The 12,620-nt window shown below is 46.8% G+C and carries 17 protein-coding genes; 12 read left to right on the top strand and 5 right to left on the bottom strand.

Annotation, left to right across the window (positions count from 1 at the left end; all coding sequences use genetic code 11):
* Nucleotides 1-2 precede the first annotated feature (2 nt).
* The 4 genes from trpCF (at nt 3) to ACL9RG_RS19940 (ending at nt 3,997) form a co-directional block, all read left to right on the top strand.
* Complete coding sequence (gene trpCF / locus ACL9RG_RS19955; RefSeq protein ID WP_422794391.1) at nt 3-1,367, top strand: bifunctional indole-3-glycerol-phosphate synthase TrpC/phosphoribosylanthranilate isomerase TrpF; 1,365 nt, start codon at nt 3-5, stop codon at nt 1,365-1,367.
* A gap of 79 nt (nt 1,368-1,446) precedes the next feature.
* Entirely contained in the window at nt 1,447-2,637 is a 1,191-nt protein-coding gene (gene trpB, locus ACL9RG_RS19950) for a tryptophan synthase subunit beta (protein ID WP_422794390.1), read from the top strand.
* Complete coding sequence (gene trpA / locus ACL9RG_RS19945; RefSeq protein WP_422794389.1) at nt 2,637-3,443, top strand: tryptophan synthase subunit alpha; 807 nt, start codon at nt 2,637-2,639, stop codon at nt 3,441-3,443. Before trpB ends, trpA begins: the two co-directional genes overlap by 1 nt.
* Nucleotides 3,444-3,682: 239 nt before the next feature.
* Entirely contained in the window at nt 3,683-3,997 is a 315-nt protein-coding gene (locus ACL9RG_RS19940) for a BON domain-containing protein (RefSeq protein ID WP_422794388.1), read from the top strand.
* 110 nt (nt 3,998-4,107) lie between these two features.
* On the opposite strand, the gene ompW is transcribed toward ACL9RG_RS19940, so the two are convergent.
* Complete coding sequence (gene ompW, locus ACL9RG_RS19935) at nt 4,108-4,743, bottom strand: outer membrane protein OmpW (protein ID WP_422794387.1); 636 nt, start codon at nt 4,741-4,743, stop codon at nt 4,108-4,110.
* A 295-nt stretch (nt 4,744-5,038) separates the two neighbouring features.
* Here ompW and ACL9RG_RS19930 point away from each other — a divergent pair, with 295 nt between their 5' ends.
* The 4 genes from ACL9RG_RS19930 to yciA all read left to right on the top strand — a co-directional run bounded on the left by ACL9RG_RS19930 (nt 5,039) and on the right by yciA (nt 7,536).
* Nucleotides 5,039-5,428 carry a YkgJ family cysteine cluster protein gene (locus tag ACL9RG_RS19930; RefSeq protein ID WP_422794386.1) on the top strand — a complete coding sequence of 130 codons (390 nt, stop codon included), beginning with the start codon at nt 5,039-5,041 and terminating at the stop codon, nt 5,426-5,428.
* 98 nt (nt 5,429-5,526) lie between these two features.
* A complete protein-coding gene (locus ACL9RG_RS19925) occupies nt 5,527-6,279 on the top strand; it encodes a YciC family protein (RefSeq protein WP_422794385.1) in 753 nt (250 codons plus the stop codon).
* Between the two features lie 205 nt (nt 6,280-6,484).
* Nucleotides 6,485-7,021, top strand: coding sequence for a septation protein A (locus tag ACL9RG_RS19920; protein ID WP_422794384.1), 537 nt, complete (start codon nt 6,485-6,487; stop codon nt 7,019-7,021).
* A 74-nt stretch (nt 7,022-7,095) separates the two neighbouring features.
* Nucleotides 7,096-7,536, top strand: a complete 441-nt coding sequence (yciA, locus tag ACL9RG_RS19915) for an acyl-CoA thioester hydrolase YciA (protein ID WP_422794383.1) — start codon at nt 7,096-7,098, stop codon at nt 7,534-7,536.
* A 109-nt stretch (nt 7,537-7,645) separates the two neighbouring features.
* Here the strand turns inward: yciA and ACL9RG_RS19910 are convergent, their stop codons facing one another.
* Nucleotides 7,646-8,413 (bottom strand): energy transducer TonB, encoded by a 768-nt coding sequence (locus ACL9RG_RS19910; protein ID WP_422794382.1) that lies wholly within the window; start codon nt 8,411-8,413, stop codon nt 7,646-7,648.
* Between the two features lie 238 nt (nt 8,414-8,651).
* Between ACL9RG_RS19910 and ACL9RG_RS19905 the strand changes: the two genes are divergently transcribed.
* Together ACL9RG_RS19905 and ACL9RG_RS19900 are read left to right on the top strand one after the other, a co-directional pair.
* Nucleotides 8,652-8,948 (top strand): YciI family protein, encoded by a 297-nt coding sequence (locus ACL9RG_RS19905; RefSeq protein WP_422794381.1) that lies wholly within the window; start codon nt 8,652-8,654, stop codon nt 8,946-8,948.
* 159 nt (nt 8,949-9,107) lie between these two features.
* On the top strand, nt 9,108-9,269 hold the full coding sequence (locus ACL9RG_RS19900; protein WP_422794380.1) for a YnfU family zinc-binding protein: 162 nt from the start codon (nt 9,108-9,110) through the stop codon (nt 9,267-9,269).
* A 5-nt stretch (nt 9,270-9,274) separates the two neighbouring features.
* Here ACL9RG_RS19900 and ACL9RG_RS19895 read toward each other — a convergent pair whose 3' ends face one another.
* Complete coding sequence (locus tag ACL9RG_RS19895) at nt 9,275-9,466, bottom strand: YciY family protein (RefSeq protein ID WP_422794379.1); 192 nt, start codon at nt 9,464-9,466, stop codon at nt 9,275-9,277.
* A gap of 258 nt (nt 9,467-9,724) precedes the next feature.
* On the opposite strand from ACL9RG_RS19895, the gene cls reads away from it, so the two are divergent.
* Nucleotides 9,725-11,185: a cardiolipin synthase gene (cls, locus tag ACL9RG_RS19890; RefSeq protein ID WP_422794378.1), complete on the top strand. Its 1,461-nt coding sequence runs from the start codon at nt 9,725-9,727 to the stop codon at nt 11,183-11,185.
* Nucleotides 11,186-11,304: 119 nt separating this feature from the next.
* Nucleotides 11,305-11,628 (top strand): HI1450 family dsDNA-mimic protein, encoded by a 324-nt coding sequence (locus ACL9RG_RS19885; RefSeq protein ID WP_422794377.1) that lies wholly within the window; start codon nt 11,305-11,307, stop codon nt 11,626-11,628.
* An 84-nt stretch (nt 11,629-11,712) separates the two neighbouring features.
* Here ACL9RG_RS19885 and mdtI read toward each other — a convergent pair whose 3' ends face one another.
* Entirely contained in the window at nt 11,713-12,042 is a 330-nt protein-coding gene (gene mdtI, locus ACL9RG_RS19880) for a multidrug/spermidine efflux SMR transporter subunit MdtI (RefSeq protein WP_422794376.1), read from the bottom strand.
* Nucleotides 12,029-12,397, bottom strand: coding sequence for a multidrug/spermidine efflux SMR transporter subunit MdtJ (gene mdtJ / locus ACL9RG_RS19875; RefSeq protein ID WP_422794375.1), 369 nt, complete (start codon nt 12,395-12,397; stop codon nt 12,029-12,031). The genes mdtI and mdtJ overlap by 14 nt, the downstream gene beginning before the upstream one ends.
* Nucleotides 12,398-12,620: the final 223 nt, after the last annotated feature.

Genomic DNA, 12,620 nt, shown 5'->3' with positions numbered 1-12,620 from the left:
TGATGCAACAAGAAACAGTGCTTCATAAGATTGTTCGCGACAAGGAAACGTGGGTAGCATCACGTAAATTACAGCAGCCTTTATCCAGTTTTGAGCAGCAAATACAGCCGAGCCAGCGTGCTTTTTATCATGCACTGCAAGGTACTAAGAGCGTCTTTATTTTAGAGTGCAAGCAAGCCTCACCGTCGAAAGGCAAGATCCGTGACAATTTTGATCCTGCCGAGATTGCGGGCGTTTACAAAGACTATGCTTCGGCAGTTTCTGTACTTACTGATGAAAAATATTTCCAGGGTAGTTTCGATTTTCTACCCTTAGTCAGTGCAGTCGTAACCCAGCCCGTGCTATGCAAAGACTTTATCATTGACCCTTACCAAATCTACCTGGCGCGTTTTTATCAAGCAGATGCCGTGCTGTTGATGCTCTCTGTACTCAACGATGAGCAGTATATCCAGTTGGCAGCTGTCGCTCACAGCCTGGATATGGGTGTATTAACCGAAGCCAGTAATGAAGAAGAGATGCAACGTGCTATCGCGTTAAAAGCCAAGGTTATCGGCATCAATAATCGCGACTTACGTGACTTATCAATTAACCTTGATACAACGCGTCAACTGGCCCCGCTCGCGCCACACGGCGTGACAGTGATCAGTGAGTCGGGCATTAATAACTATGCGCAAATTCGTGAGTTAAGCCGTTTTGCCAATGGCTTTCTGATTGGCAGCGCCTTAATGGCAGAAGCCGATTTGGCTGGTGCAGTGCGCCGCGTCACCCTAGGCGACAATAAAGTCTGTGGGCTGACTCGTGCCGAAGATGCCAATACCGCTTATCAGGCAGGCGCGATATACGGCGGTTTGATTTTTGTCTCCAGCTCGCCACGTTATGTCGATGCGAGCCAGGCAAAAACTGTACAAGCCGGTGCCGCATTGAAATATGTTGGCGTCTTCCGCAATCAACCCGTTGCTGAAGTTGTCGGTATTGCCAAGGAGCTGAACTTGTTTGCCGTTCAGTTACACGGTCATGAAGATCAGGAATACATCAACACTTTACGTGAGATCCTTCCCGCATCTTGCCAAATATGGAAAGCCTTAAGCGTCAAAGACCGGCTTCCAGCTCGCGACCTGCAACATGTCACGCGCTATGTGTTAGATAACGGCAATGGTGGCACTGGTCACTCCTTCGATTGGAGCATATTGGCAGGCGCAGATTTGCATGATGTACTGTTGGCTGGCGGTCTTGGCGCACACAATTGTGTACAAGCCGCTCAGTTAGGCTGCGCAGGCCTGGACTTTAACTCTGGCGTAGAGAGCCAACCGGGTATTAAAGATGCGGCTAAAATAAACGCGGTGTTCCAAACGCTGCGCGCTTATTGATTCATTTTCCTCTTGCTTTGGTCTGCTAAATACAAACCTTTTCAGGCCGACGCAATAATTGATATTTAGGACTCGTTAAATGACAAGACTTAATCCGTACTTTGGTGAATTTGGTGGCATGTATGTGCCACAAATTCTGGTACCTGCATTAAATCAACTCGAAGATGCCTTCGTTAGCGCTCAGTTGGACCCAGAGTTTCAGGCTGAATTTATCGATTTGCTGAAAAACTACGCGGGTCGCCCTACTGCATTGACCCTGTGTAAAAATTTGGCCGCCGGGACCAAAACTAAGCTGTATCTCAAGCGTGAAGATTTGGTGCATGGCGGTGCGCATAAAACCAACCAGGTTTTAGGCCAGGCGCTGTTGGCTAAACGCATGGGGAAAAAAGAAGTCATCGTAGAAACCGGCGCTGGCCAACACGGCGTCGCCTCTGCTCTGGCTTGTGCCCTGCTCGGTTTGAAATGCCGTATTTACATGGGTGCGAAAGACGTTGAACGTCAATCACCAAACGTATTCCGCATGCGTTTGATGGGGGCTGAAGTGATCCCGGTACACAGCGGTTCTGCAACGCTGAAAGATGCGTGTAATGAAGCACTGCGCGATTGGTCTGGCAGCTACGAGACATCTCACTATATGTTAGGTACCGCAGCAGGCCCGCATCCATATCCGACTATCGTGCGTGAGTTCCAGCGCATGATCAGTGAAGAGACCAAAGCGCAGATGCAAGAGCGCGAAGGCTGTCTGCCAGATGCGGTGATTGCTTGTGTAGGCGGCGGGTCTAATGCTATCGGGATGTTTGCTGATTTTATCGACGATCCTTCTGTTCGCTTAATTGGTGTTGAACCAGCAGGCTTGGGCATCGAAACCGGTCAACACGGCGCACCGCTTAAACATGCGCCAGTTGGCATCTATTTCGGCATGAAATCACCAATGATGCAGACCGAAGATGGCCAGATTGAAGAGTCCTACTCTATTTCTGCCGGTCTTGATTTCCCATCTGTCGGACCACAGCATGCTTATTTGAACAGTATTGGTCGTGCGGATTATGTCTCCATTACCGATGATGAAGCACTTGAAGCGTTCAAAGCTCTATCGCGCCAGGAAGGGATTATCCCAGCTCTGGAATCTTCACACGCTCTGGCTTATGCGCTGAAACTTATCAAAGAAGATCCTGAGAAAGAACAGATTCTGGTGGTCAATCTTTCAGGCCGCGGCGATAAAGACATATTTACCGTACATGACATCCTGTCCGCTCGGGGAGAAATCTGATGGAACGCTATCAACAACTGTTTAACCGCCTGGACAGCAGAAAAGAAGGCGCTTTTGTTCCGTTCGTCACCCTCGGCGACCCAAGTTTTGAGCAGTCATTAGCGATTATCGATACCTTAATTGAAGCCGGTGCTGACGCGCTTGAGCTGGGTATTCCCTTCTCAGATCCGCTGGCCGATGGTCCAACCATTCAAAGTGCCAATCTGCGAGCATTTAAAGCCGGTATTACGCCAGCGCGCTGTTTCGAGATGCTAGCGATTATCCGTGGCAAACATCCTGAGATCCCAATTGGCCTGCTGATGTACGCTAATTTGGTATTCCACGACGGTATTGATACTTTCTATCAACGTTGTGTTGATGTTGGTGTCGATTCGGTGCTGGTTGCCGATGCGCCATTAGAAGAGTCTGCGCCTTTCCGCGCCTCCGCTATGCGCCACGGTATTGCGCCAATCTTTATTTGCCCGCCGAATGCCGATGATGATTTGCTGCGTGAGATTGCCTCCCACGGACGTGCTTATACTTATCTGCTGTCACGCGCAGGTGTGACAGGAACCGAAAGTCGTGCCAGCAAGCCACTCAAGCACTTGGTCGATAAGTTAAAAGAATTTAACGCTGCCCCTGCGTTGCAAGGCTTTGGCATTTCTGAACCCTCGCAGGTGAAAGAAGCGCTAGCGGCCGGTGCAGCCGGCGCAATTTCTGGTTCTGCTATCGTACGTATCATCGAGAATAACGTAGAGCAGCCCGCTGAAATGTTGGCTCAACTCTCTCGTTTTGTTACCGATATGAAAGCTGCAACCCGCCGCTAATCGAGTTCAGCTCTTAAACGTAATAAACAAAAAGCCTTATTTATGATAAATAAGGCTTTTTTATGCTCTCCATTCTATTTTACCGCCAAAAATTGTATATCTGCCCTTCATCTACCACAATTAGCAGACCCGAGCATTATTGCGCCATATCTGGCTGCAACGGGATGATATCTTTGACGTCTTGTCATCAAATAAAAGAGAACGTTTGGTTTCTTACAACATTGCATGGAGAGTAAGTTATGAAGCTATTTAAAAGCCTGTCTGCCTTATGTATGGCTGCTGTTGTAGTGACAACCCTTGCAGCCTGTGCTCCGACATCAAAATCGGAAGGAACAGGTGGCTATATCGACGATACCGTGGTGACGACTAAAGTGAAGTCAGCATTACTGGCAGATAAAGAGATCAGATCAAGAGAGATTGGCGTCGAAACCTTCAAAGGTCGCGTGCAATTGAGTGGGTTTGTCTCATCTAGCGTAGAGGCGAATAAGGCCGTTAATGTCACACGCGGTGTGGCGGGCGTACGTTCAGTTGAGAACGATATGCGAATTAAGTAATGCCCTCTTTTTATGATCAACAAAGGCGCTATCAGAGCGCCTTTATCTTTTCCCGATTACCGCAATTTTCACTACCGCGCCAATCGAAGCATCACATCAGAAAGCACATCTTAGAACTTGTAACCCACTGAGAACATAAATACCCAAGGGTTAAGCTGTGTGCTAACGGTATGACGTTCACCACCAGCATTGAAACTCACATCGGTATCAATATCCATCCACCATACAGAAGCGTTGACCAACCAATCTGGATCAATGTTGTAATCTACCCCTGCTTGCGCTGCAAAGCCCCATGAATGCTTCATGCTCAGATCGCTAAGCCCCGCATCTCTGCCGGTTTGGTTGAAGTGAGAATTGTAGAAATAGGTATAGTTCACACCCGCCCCTAGATAAGGGCGAATTTTGTCTTCTTTACTACGGAAGTAGTATTGGGCCATTAAAGCCGGCGGCAATTGTCGAGAGGTTGCCAGCGTGCCCATGCCATTAAGGCCGATTTTATGGCGGAAAGGCGTTGCAGCAAGCAGTTCCGTTCCGATATTGTCAGTCCACATGTAACCGAGCGTTAATCCCATCTGGGTATTGTTGCTGGCGTGGAATGAACCAAGCGAACCTAATACGCTTGGTGAGTTAGTTGATGGCCTGACTGTCGCTACCCCTGCACGTACAATCACATCACCCGCCTGATTCGCATTTGCCACTGCTGGTACCATCGCTGCGGCGATTAATGCCCAATAAGCTGCTTTCATTACACCATCCTTTTGTGTGAGTTAATGTCGAGACGATAAACGGCACTCCCCAATGACTAGCTCGTCTCAATGCCCCCTATTTAAAGGAAAAGTGCTGAAATTGCACTGGTAAGGTTTCTTTCTAACTGATTAAAAACACTGCGCTTGATCTGCATCAAAAATGGTGGTTTTTGTCGAAAATTTTATTGGATGAATCTGGACACAAATTGCTATTGATAATTTTTTTTCGCCTGAGTAATTTGCTTATCTGTGTTGGTTTTGGTTTGGTGCCGTGAGGAGTCGGTGGCTATCCAAGATGAGCGAAATTAACAACCCTTGTGTCTCATGTGGCGCATGTTGCGCCTATTTCCGCGTTTCATTTTATTGGGCTGAATCAGATGCTGCCGGGGGTGTTGTGCCGCAAGCATTAACTGAGCAAGTCACCCCCTTTTTAAGCTGTATGCAAGGGACAAATTCACGCTTGCCTCGTTGTACCGCGCTTGAAGGTGAGATTGGTCAATCGGTATCTTGTTCTATCTATCTCAATAGACCGACACCCTGCAGAGAATTCGATCAATCAGGATTAAACGATGTGGGCAATGAGGCTTGCGATAGAGCCAGGGCTCGCTACGGACTTCCTCCATTAATGAGCACAGACAATGTTCTTGCCGATCTTTTAGCCCAAGATGTGCGGGTTATAACATAAGAATTAGAAGCAGATAGCAGCCGCGGGGTGCCAGCGTCATGAATTACAGGTACAATCCACGCCTGAGTACCTTCTGTTTATAAGACCAAGGAGCCTTCATGCCTATCACGGCCAGTACATTGTACCGTGACAGTTACAATTTTTTGCGAAATCAACTCGGTAGCGTTGTACTGATATCGTTGTTGACCGCATTTATTGCCGTCATTTTAAATCACGCTTTTGCCCCAGATAGCGATCAGATAAGCCTCCTCAATGCCAGTATCAATGATCTCAATCAGACCTCTGGGATCAGCATGTTCCAGGCTATGCAACAAATGAGCCCAGAACAACAGATGTTGATATTGAAAAAATCAGCATCTGGAACTTTTTCAAGTTTGGTTGGTAACGTTCTATTGATCGGCGGCATCATGACGTTGATCCGCTTAGTGTCTCAAGGAACACGAACCAGCGCGCTTCGCTGCATCGGCCTGTCAGCGCCTGTTTTACCTCGACTGGCTCTGTTGATGATTATTGTCAGTTTCCTGACATCCTTTGGGTTCGTGTTGCTGATTGCACCTGGCGTAATACTGATGATCATCTTATCTCTGTCACCGGTGATCACCGTCAGCGATAATATCGGCATATTCAAGTCGATAAAAATCAGTGCCAAATTGACCTTTTCCAATGCACGATTGGTCGTTCCAGCGATTATGATGTGGATTGCCAGCGAAATACTGGTGGGCGTTGCCGTGCATCATCTGCAATTCCTTGGCCCTGAAGTTGCCGAAGTCGTGCTTAGCACACTTAGCAATTTCCTTTCTGCGTTCCTGCTTATCTATCTCTATCGTCTTTATAGCAAACTACGCGGTTAATTTTTTAATCAGTACGATTAAGGGCGCATCTGCGCCCTTTTCTTTTGTTCTGTGAATAGGACTCAGCTTAAGTGTCAGGATGTGTAAAAAGAGATTTCATCCAGCCGTTATCAGCGCGAAAACACCCTGATTGCGCGGTGAGTACGGTACACAGCTGGAATTGAATCCGGTATAGTCAGAACATACATAAAACATGGAATTAAGTATGAAGCAGCTTCTCGATTTTCTACCCCTGATCGTTTTTTTTGTTTTTTATAAACTTTATGACATCTACGTCGCATCCGGTGCCCTGATTGCCGCTACTGCATTAGCGTTGATCTTTACGTGGGTAAAATATCGCAAGGTAGAGAAAATGACACTAATCACCTTTGTGATGGTAGCTGTTTTCGGTACCCTCACACTGGTATTCCATAATCCGGTATTTATTAAATGGAAAGTGTCGGTGATCTATGTGTTGTTCTCCGGCGCACTGCTGGTCAGTCAATTGGTTCTTAAAAAACCCCTTATTCAACGCATGTTGGGTAAAGAGCTGACTCTGCCAGATAATGTTTGGAACAAGCTCAATTTTGCCTGGGCCATCTTCTTCTTGGTTTGTTCTTTGCTCAATATCTATGTGGCTTTCTGGCTATCAGAAGATTTGTGGATTGATTTCAAAGTATTTGGTCTGACAATTTTAACTCTGGTCTTTACGCTGCTTAGCGGAATATACATTTTTCGGCATATGCCGGAAGAAAAACAATAGCGCTAACGCCAAGGTGACTCACGGTTAAGTAGTGAGTCGTAATTTTTTGATGTTTTCATTGTGAAGCAAACAATATGAACGATGTCTCAAGTCTCCCCAATGGTGAAATGGTCCTGCGTACTCTGGCCATGCCTGCTGATACTAACGCCAACGGTGATATTTTCGGCGGTTGGTTAATGTCGCAAATGGACATTGGCGGCGCGATTCAAGCCAAAGAGATTGCTCGTGGCCGCGTGGTGACTGTCCGTGTTGACGGTATGACTTTCTTAAAACCTGTCGCAGTCGGTGATGTTGTTTGCTGTTACGCACGCTGCATTCGCACAGGCAACAGTTCTATCACTATTAACGTTGAAGTCTGGGTGAAGAAAGTCTCTTCTGAGCCTATTGGTCAACGTTATCGCGCCACGGAAGCTGTATTTACCTATGTTGCCGTTGATGAAGAAGGTAAATCTCGTCAGTTGCCAGACGGGCGTAGTAATTTTAGCTTGGACTCTGCTGGTACTGCCGAGGATTAAGTCAGCACAAACCAGCAGTCACGTGCAAATACTTGGCTGGATATAAACAAAAGGTCGCCGATGGCGACCTTTTTTGTAACGAATAATAATGGGTTAGCGTCAGACAAAATTAATCTTCGACATCTCCACCACCTTCCATTTTGAAGACCAGTGTTACCACTAAATCCTTCGCAGCCTTAGGCTCATAGCGCCAGCGTTTCATTGCTTGTCTGACATCGCGTTCAAACATATTTCGCGGTTGTGCATCGAGGATTCTAATATTATCCACGCGCCCATCGCTATCAACGTCAAACTGAACTTTCACCCGCCCTTCAATACGTAATGCATAGGCGCGCGCTGGATATTGCGGCTTGCCTCTGACCAAAGGACGCGGCCCGGTATTCACACCTGCTGCTGCCTGTGAAACAGGTTTGGCATTAGCAGGCTTGGCAGTTGGTTTATTCTCAGATGCCGGCGCTGGTGTAGTCGACTCCGATTTCTCCTGCGTTTTCTCTACCGGCTTAGGCGTCGGCTTTATTTTTGGCTTCGGCTTCTCGACAGGTTTTTTCACCGGCTTAGGTTTCGGCTTAGGTTTCGGCTCCGGCAGCACAATTGCCTTTGGCGGCGGCTCAGGTTCCGGCTTCACTTCAGGCTGTACTTCATCCACAACAGGCTGTGGTTCTACCTGAGGCGGTTGTACAGCCGGTGCCGGAGGCGGTGCCAGTTCAGCAGGTGACACCATGCTGACACTCATAACCTGCATTTCCTGTTTGGGCGTCTTTGCACTTTGCGTCATCGTGACATACAAGAGCCCAGCGATCACGCCACCATGTAAGATGATAGAAATGGCTGCAGGCAGAGTAACGCGTCGAATTATTGAAAACTTTTTTGGCGGCATAATGATTCATTTTCCCCGTGAAGCCGCAAGTTTAAATGCAAATAGCAATCATATTCAATACGGGGATGACAACAATTCTCAAATTAGCGTTATTTACCTGTTGGCAAAGCACTTTTGCTCTGCCCATTGTTATATATTGTTACCTTCTTCATAGTCTAGGAAACATTGACTCCATGCTGGTAACGATATCATTATGATAATACAACAGTTACCACATCAATAATTTCAAAGGTGATTCATGCTTTACGTTATCTATTCTGAAGATGTTCCTGATTCATTGGAAAAGCGCAAAATCGCACGCCCTGCTCACATCGAACGTCTGCAGGCGTTAAAAGATCAAGGTCGCGTTGCCTTGGCTGGCCCTACGCCTGCCATTGATAGCGAAGACCCAGGTAGTGCGGGAATGAGTGGTTCACTGGTCGTTATTGAGTTTGAAAACCTGCAAGAAGCGCAAGATTGGGCCGACAAAGACCCTTATGCTATCGCTGGTGTTTATAAAAACGTGACAGTGAAGCCTTTCAAGCGCGTTTTCTAAAAAACGAGTAAATTACCTCGTCAGCGATAATATCAAAACGTCGCAATGTGTTCCTGCCGTCGCCATAAATATGACAGGCGGCAGGCTTTGAGCAGTATTTAACCACGCCCTATCTTACCGTGCTAGACTGTCACCTCATACCCTTTGAGGTAATAGCTCATGTCATTCTTCGACAAAATACAATTTCTAACGCAGAAAACAGTTAAGGTTACTTGCCCTGGATGTCAGGCAGTCACGGAGCAACTTAGGGAAAAGGTTAGAAAAAACTCAACCTTAGTTTGCCCAAAATGTGGCACATTATTCCGTTCCAATACTGACTAACGCCGTCATGTGATGTGGCGTAAGCCACCATAAATAACCGCATAAAGCGATAAACGCTGTTGCTGCTGATGATTAATCTGTCTGATTCTATAAATATGGCGGTAACGCCTTGATTGCCCTTCCAGCCAGCGGCTTCTTCGGCGCTGAGACTGGCGTAACATGCGCCAGCGGCCCACTTCATTCTTACTGCTCTTCATGCCCTGTTCCTTTAACAACGTCCCGCCATAGGACTTTTTGATACACTGGCGACCAGTATAAGCGGATAAATTTGCGATCCAAGTTCTGTTTTCGGCTAGATCGGCTACCTTTAAAGACGGCGTTTTATTTGCGTACTTTTTATAATGATTTATCGATCACAGCGATCGGTTATTGGTAAAAAGGCTATAAAAGGCTCATCCTTTGATTTACTCTGCGTACATTAAGCAGATCGCTCGCGAATAGGATTTTTCGCCCATATGACAACATTTTACACAGTACTTAGTTGGCTTCTCATATTTGGTTATTGGCTGTTAATTGCCGGCGTCACGTTACGCATTTTGATGAAGCGACGTACAGTGCCTTCTGCGATGGCATGGCTGCTGATCATTTACATTATCCCACTTGTTGGGATCATTGCTTATTTGTCATTTGGTGAACTGCATTTAGGCAAACGACGAGCTGAGAGAGCAAAGGCGATGTGGCCTTCGACTGCCCGCTGGCTGCATGATTTAAAAGACTTTGAACGAATTTTTGCCACTGAAAATAGCGATATCGCCAAATCGCTGTTCCAGCTGTGCGAACACCGTCAGGGCATTGCCGGGGTGAAAGGCAACTCGTTGCAATTACTGACGACAAGTGACGATACGCTTAAAGCGATGATTCGTGATATAGAACTGGCGCGCCATCATATCGAGATGGTGTTCTATATCTGGCAGCCGGGTGGGCTAGCCGATCAAGTTGCTGAATCTCTGATGGCGGCATCACGACGTGGTATCCACTGTCGCCTGATGCTCGACTCTGCTGGTAGCGTGCAATTCTTCCGCAGCCCCTATCCTGCCATGATGCGCAACGCGGGTATCGAAGTCGTCGAATCCCTTAAAGTGAATTTATTCCGTGTATTCCTACGGCGGATGGATTTACGTCAACACCGTAAAATGGTGCTCATTGATAACTATGTTGCTTATACCGGCAGCATGAACATGGTTGATCCTCGTTTCTTCAAACAAGATGCAGGCGTTGGTCAGTGGGTCGATTTAATGGCCAGAATGGAAGGCCCGGTGGCAACAACCATGGGTATTGTCTATTCATGTGACTGGGAAATAGAAACAGGTAAACGGATCCTGCCGCCTGAACCTAAAGCCAACCAAATGCCTTTCGAGCAAGAAAGTGGCCATACTATTCAGGTAATCGCCTCCGGTCCCGGTTTTCCAGAGGATATGATTCATCAGGCACTGTTGACGGCAGCATATTCAGCCAGAGAACAGTTGGTGATGACAACGCCCTATTTTGTTCCCAGTGATGATTTGCTGCATGCAATCTGTACTGCGGCACTGCGTGGCGTAGATGTTAGCATTATTATGCCGCTTAAAAATGACTCCATGATGGTACGCTGGGCAAGTCGCGCTTTCTTCAATGAGCTACTTGAAGCGGGCGTGAAAATTTATCAGTTTGAAGATGGCCTGCTGCATACGAAAAGCATTCTGGTGGATGGACAACTCAGCCTGGTCGGCACCGTCAATCTTGATATGCGCAGCCTGTGGCTGAATTTTGAAATCACTTTAGTGATTGACGATGATGGCTTTGGTACCGATCTTGCCTGTGTGCAAGAAGATTATATTGCTCGTTCTCGTTTACTGGATCCCAAAGAGTGGCTCAAACGCCCATTCTGGCATCGCATCGTTGAGCGCGTGTTCTACTTTTTCAGTCCGTTACTGTAAAACAAGCGGCGAGAATGTTTTAATAGCGCAATGCAGTTTGCGTATTGCAGTGAAGTGTTAACAGACCTTGAGACGAACAGGGTTTATTTATCGGTTGTATCACAATGAATGAGAATTTTATGGATCTGAATAATCGCCTGACCGAAGACGAAACCCTCGAACAAGCCTATGATATTTTCCTGGAGCTGGCTGGTGATAATCTCGATCCGGCTGATATATTGATCTTCAATTTAGAGTTTGAAGAGCGTGGCGGCGCTGAGCTTTATGATCCTGCCGAAGATTGGGCTGAGCATGTTGATTTTGATCTTAACCCAGATTTCTTCGCTGAAGTGGTGATTGGACTGGCCGACGCAGATGGAGAACAGATCAACGATGTGTTCGCTCGCGTGCTGCTGTGTCGCGAAAAAGATCACAAGCTGTGCCATATTTTGTGGAAAGAGTGAAGCATCCAACGCCCTTGAAACTTGGCATTCAGACTTGATGATTCAACGTGAAGCCCTGCGAAAATAACAGGGCTTCAATGTTTATTAAGCTAGCTTAATCATCACCATTCCGAGCAAGAGTAACACTAATCCTATCCAGCCTTTAATATTCAGTTTTTGGCCGAACAGTACCCAGCCTGCGGCAATAGTCGCAATAATCCCAAACCCGCCCCATAAAGCATATGCGACTGATAGATCAATCCCCTTCACTGCCTGCGCTAACGCACTAAAAGCAGCTAATACCGATAATAGGGATAGCAAGCCCATCCATAACTTACGAAAACCATTCGACATTTTCAGGAATATGTTGGCGACAATCTCCAGCACAATGGCTAATGCCAGGAACCCAATATGATACCAATCAAGCTGTTGCATGGTCATCACCTCTTGGGTTTACCTGTTTTCGTGAGCGACGAGTACCTGACTTCAATAATAAAATCCCGGCAATCAACGTTACCATTCCCAAAACTTTAAACAGAGATATAGGCTCATCGAACCACAACACGCTGAAAAGGGTAATAAACACGATCCCAATGCCTTCCCACAGTGCGTAAGCCACACCGAGCGCGACGCGCTTAATGGCCAGCGATAACATCACGTAAGAACTGGTGATCATGACATACATAATAATATGCCCGGTCATACCACCACTGACGCTGGCGTATTTCATTGAAAGTGTGCCGATAACCTCAGCCAGGATAGCTAGAGCTAAAAAGATCCAATAAATCATGATTTTTCTCCCAAACTGCAAATAACGCAGATTTGAGTCATTTATTCTCTGTGCTGTGCTTTATATAAGAATGAATGTTCGACTGGCAACACAGCATTGTGTTTAGGAATAAACAGCCCCAAACCTAATAAATACGTTTGTCCGATAGATTCGACGACTGAAGACTAAAAGCCTGTCATCGATACCGGTTAAGGGAGAAGGACGCTAGAGCGCGCCACACCAG

Source organism: Rouxiella sp. Mn2063 (assembly GCF_049319665.1).
Taxonomy (GTDB): domain Bacteria; phylum Pseudomonadota; class Gammaproteobacteria; order Enterobacterales; family Enterobacteriaceae; genus JBMOUD01.
The sequence above is the reverse complement of the archived record's forward strand: the minus strand, read 5'-3'. Positions and strand labels throughout refer to the sequence as shown.

What these genes read in the sequence shown, in the direction of transcription:
- trpA (WP_422794389.1), top strand. Translation starts at nt 2,637, where the DNA reads ATGGAACGCTATCAACAACTGTTTAACCGCCTGGACAGCAGAAAAGAA.
- mdtJ (WP_422794375.1), bottom strand. Translation starts at nt 12,397, where the DNA reads ATGATTTATTGGATCTTTTTAGCTCTAGCTATCCTGGCTGAGGTTATC.
- ACL9RG_RS19910 (WP_422794382.1), bottom strand. Translation starts at nt 8,413, where the DNA reads ATGCCGCCAAAAAAGTTTTCAATAATTCGACGCGTTACTCTGCCTGCA.
- cls (WP_422794378.1), top strand. Translation starts at nt 9,725, where the DNA reads ATGACAACATTTTACACAGTACTTAGTTGGCTTCTCATATTTGGTTAT.
- ACL9RG_RS19885 (WP_422794377.1), top strand. Translation starts at nt 11,305, where the DNA reads ATGGATCTGAATAATCGCCTGACCGAAGACGAAACCCTCGAACAAGCC.
- ompW (WP_422794387.1), bottom strand. Translation starts at nt 4,743, where the DNA reads ATGAAAGCAGCTTATTGGGCATTAATCGCCGCAGCGATGGTACCAGCA.
- ACL9RG_RS19930 (WP_422794386.1), top strand. Translation starts at nt 5,039, where the DNA reads ATGAGCGAAATTAACAACCCTTGTGTCTCATGTGGCGCATGTTGCGCC.
- ACL9RG_RS19925 (WP_422794385.1), top strand. Translation starts at nt 5,527, where the DNA reads ATGCCTATCACGGCCAGTACATTGTACCGTGACAGTTACAATTTTTTG.
- ACL9RG_RS19905 (WP_422794381.1), top strand. Translation starts at nt 8,652, where the DNA reads ATGCTTTACGTTATCTATTCTGAAGATGTTCCTGATTCATTGGAAAAG.
- yciA (WP_422794383.1), top strand. Translation starts at nt 7,096, where the DNA reads ATGAACGATGTCTCAAGTCTCCCCAATGGTGAAATGGTCCTGCGTACT.
- trpB (WP_422794390.1), top strand. Translation starts at nt 1,447, where the DNA reads ATGACAAGACTTAATCCGTACTTTGGTGAATTTGGTGGCATGTATGTG.
- mdtI (WP_422794376.1), bottom strand. Translation starts at nt 12,042, where the DNA reads ATGCAACAGCTTGATTGGTATCATATTGGGTTCCTGGCATTAGCCATT.
- ACL9RG_RS19920 (WP_422794384.1), top strand. Translation starts at nt 6,485, where the DNA reads ATGAAGCAGCTTCTCGATTTTCTACCCCTGATCGTTTTTTTTGTTTTT.
- ACL9RG_RS19900 (WP_422794380.1), top strand. Translation starts at nt 9,108, where the DNA reads ATGTCATTCTTCGACAAAATACAATTTCTAACGCAGAAAACAGTTAAG.
- ACL9RG_RS19895 (WP_422794379.1), bottom strand. Translation starts at nt 9,466, where the DNA reads ATGAAGAGCAGTAAGAATGAAGTGGGCCGCTGGCGCATGTTACGCCAG.
- ACL9RG_RS19940 (WP_422794388.1), top strand. Translation starts at nt 3,683, where the DNA reads ATGAAGCTATTTAAAAGCCTGTCTGCCTTATGTATGGCTGCTGTTGTA.
- trpCF (WP_422794391.1), top strand. Translation starts at nt 3, where the DNA reads ATGCAACAAGAAACAGTGCTTCATAAGATTGTTCGCGACAAGGAAACG.